Here is a 3,161-nt window from a genome sequence, read left to right on the forward strand (position 1 = left end):
TATAGAGACTTTTTTATATCAAGACTTGGCTACATAAACACTTGGCTACATAAACACTTGGCTACATAAAGACATAATTAACACCGAGATAGCCGGAAGCGGCGGTAGATTGGTCCACCATTGGGCTGTTCGCTATTTCATCATCGAGGTTGGTATAGCGCACGCCACCAAGCAGTTGGATGCGCTCGGTCAGCATAAAATAGCCACTGGCACCAACAAAGTAATGGCCCGCAGAGCCTGGCTCATACGCCTCAATGCCTGAAACACGCGATGCTTCAGTGGCGCTGACCCCATAAAGGTGCTTATTTAACTCATGGCTATTGTAGGCATACCCTACTTCCGGAGAGACGCCCCAACGCGGGTGATTAAATCCATATTTCCAACTCACTTCGCCATATACCCCGTCCCTATCATGGGTCACGCCTTCGCCAACAGCCGCCTGAAAACGTCCGATAGGTGAATGGTATTGGTAGGCAAGCGCTGCCACAATCGATGCATCGCGCTTGTCGAGCTGGCTCAATTGCGGATCGTCGGTATCGGCAGGATCGAAACGACGAGGGTCATAGGTCGCTGATACGACGAGATTGTGTGTCGAGTCTTTCGGTGCCAGACGTGCGCCGGCAGTGAGACCGCGAAAGTAAAAGTGGTCGGTATCAAGGTTGACTGTCGGTACCACAAGTGGGTCGGTATCCGTGTCTTTGTACACCTGGGGTGAAAACGCGCCGATCACCCCTGCTGATACCCGCGTGTCTGCATAAACATTGCCGGAAGTCAGTGCCAACGCACACACTACCCAAGCCGTTTCTCTTGCTATATTCATCATCCTTTCCTTTATTGTTTAACGGCTGGCCAATGTAAGCCCAGTCCCCCTAGCTGGCAAAATAATCACCACCAGCATATCTCACTAGCTTGAACACCCGCTGTCAATATATTGGCAAGACAGGCATACAAATCACTCAACAAAAATTATCGAAAAAACAAACAATTCTTTCACGCAAGATCGAGCAATGCGGTCTAACCTTATAAAAAGGAAAGGGAACATCCAGCCAACTTTGCGCCTTTTCTTTTCGAGTTATCAGACGATTTAGGGGGCAAGACCATGACTATTTTTGATCACTATCGTCAGCGCTACGAAGAAGCGAAAGACGAAGAAATGAGCCTTCAAGCATTCTTGGATCTATGCCGAGATGATCGCGGCGCGTATGCCAATGCCGCGGAACGTTTGCTGATGGCGATTGGCGAACCGGAAAAGGTTGATACTTCGCTCGACCCTCGGCTCAGCCGACTTTTCTCTAACCGTGTCATTTCACGTTACCCAACGTTCAAAGACTTTTATGGTATGGAAGATTCGATCGAGCAAATCGTCTCATACCTTAAACATGCCGCTCAAGGCTTAGAAGAGCGCAAACAAATTCTTTACTTACTGGGCCCTGTCGGTGGGGGGAAATCGTCATTGGCCGAGAAGCTAAAAAGCTTGATGCAGCAGATGCCGATTTATGTACTAACCGCCAATGGCGAACGTAGCCCAGTGAATGATCACCCATTTTGCCTGTTTGATGCGACTGAAGATGGCCACCTACTCGAACAAGAATATGGCATTCCACAACGCTACGTTCAACATATTATGTCGCCTTGGGCCGCTAAGCGATTAAAAGAATTTGGCGGCGATATCAGCCAATTTAAAGTGGTTAAGCTCCGTCCCTCTATTCTCAATCAAGTTGGCGTTGCCAAAACGGAGCCAGGCGATGAAAACAACCAGGATATCTCTGCCTTGGTTGGTAAAGTGGATATTCGCCAACTTGAACATTATTCACAAGATGATCCTGATGCCTATTCCTACTCCGGTGCGCTTTGCCGGGCTAACCAAGGCATGATGGAGTTTGTCGAGATGTTTAAAGCACCGATTAAAGTGCTTCATCCCCTACTCACGGCAACGCAAGAAGGTAACTACAACGGTACAGAAGGGCTTTCGGCATTGCCATTTGACGGCATCATTTTGGCCCACTCAAATGAATCCGAATGGCAGTCATTCCGCAATAACAAAAATAACGAGGCCTTCCTCGACCGGGTTTACATTGTCAAAGTACCCTATTGTTTGCGAATTTCGGATGAAATCCATATTTACGACAAATTGTTGGCGACCAGTGAATTACGCCATGCGCCTTGCTCGCCAAGCACACTCGATATTCTGGYGCGCTTTACGGTATTGTCGCGCTTAAAAGATCCTGAAAACTCAAGCATTTATTCGAAGATGCGTGTGTATGATGGGGAAACACTCAAAGATACCGATCCAAAAGCCAAGTCTTACCAAGAATACCGAGATTTTGCTGGGGTCGATGAGGGTATGGATGGACTATCAACCCGTTTTGCCTTCAAGATTTTGTCACGTGTTTTCAACTTTGATCACGCCGAGGTCGCGGCTAACCCTGTGCATTTGTTCTATGTCCTGGAGCAGCAAATCGAGCGGGAGCAATTCCCACAAGAGGTCGCCGAGCGCTATTTAGAGCACTTGAAGGGCTACTTAATTCCTAAATATATCGAGTTTATTGGCAAAGAGATCCAAACCGCCTATCTCGAGTCTTACTCTGAGTACGGCCAGAATATTTTTGACCGCTATGTCACGTATGCCGATTTCTGGATTCAAGATCAAGAATTCCGCGACCCAGATACTGGTCAGCTGTTTGATCGTTCAGCGCTTAATGGCGAGTTGGAGAAAATCGAAAAGCCAGCGGGTATCAGTAACCCGAAAGATTTCCGTAACGAAATCGTTAACTTTGTGCTCCGTGCTCGAGCGAATAATGAAGGCAAGAATCCGGCGTGGACCAGTTATGAGAAGCTGAAAACCGTGATTGAGAAAAAGATGTTCTCCAATACGGAAGATCTGCTGCCGGTGATTTCGTTCAATACTAAGACCTCAAGCGACGAGCAGAAAAAACACGACGACTTTGTCGCCCGAATGATGGAAAAAGGCTATACCCGCAAGCAAGTTCGCTTGCTCGCCGAATGGTATTTGCGCGTGCGTAAATCGTCGTAGCCTACGGGTTGACGCAGATGACGGGAGAAAGTTATGGCGCATTTTATTGATCGTCGTCTCAATGGCAAAAACAAAAGCACTGTCAACCGGCAGCGCTTTCTACGCCGCCACAAGCGGCAGATAAAAG

3 protein-coding genes are annotated in these 3,161 nt (G+C 47.8%); 2 read left to right on the top strand and 1 reads right to left on the bottom strand.

The annotated features are described in order from the left end of the window. Positions 1–61: 61 nt before the first annotated feature. On the bottom strand, positions 62–820 hold the full coding sequence (locus BZG79_RS13235) for a MipA/OmpV family protein (protein WP_158009961.1): 759 nt from the start codon (positions 818–820) through the stop codon (positions 62–64). A gap of 279 nt (positions 821–1,099) precedes the next feature. Between BZG79_RS13235 and BZG79_RS13240 the strand changes: the two genes are divergently transcribed. Beyond that, positions 1,100–3,034 carry a PrkA family serine protein kinase gene (locus BZG79_RS13240; RefSeq protein ID WP_077774637.1) on the top strand — a complete coding sequence of 645 codons (1,935 nt, stop codon included), beginning with the start codon at positions 1,100–1,102 and terminating at the stop codon, positions 3,032–3,034. Between the two features lie 33 nt (positions 3,035–3,067). After that, on the top strand, positions 3,068–3,161 hold a 94-nt coding region (locus tag BZG79_RS16185; protein WP_199877855.1), incomplete at its 3' end, for a DUF444 family protein.

Source organism: Salinivibrio sp. MA427, from assembly GCF_001996115.1.
In the GTDB taxonomy this organism is placed as follows: domain Bacteria; phylum Pseudomonadota; class Gammaproteobacteria; order Enterobacterales; family Vibrionaceae; genus Salinivibrio; species Salinivibrio costicola.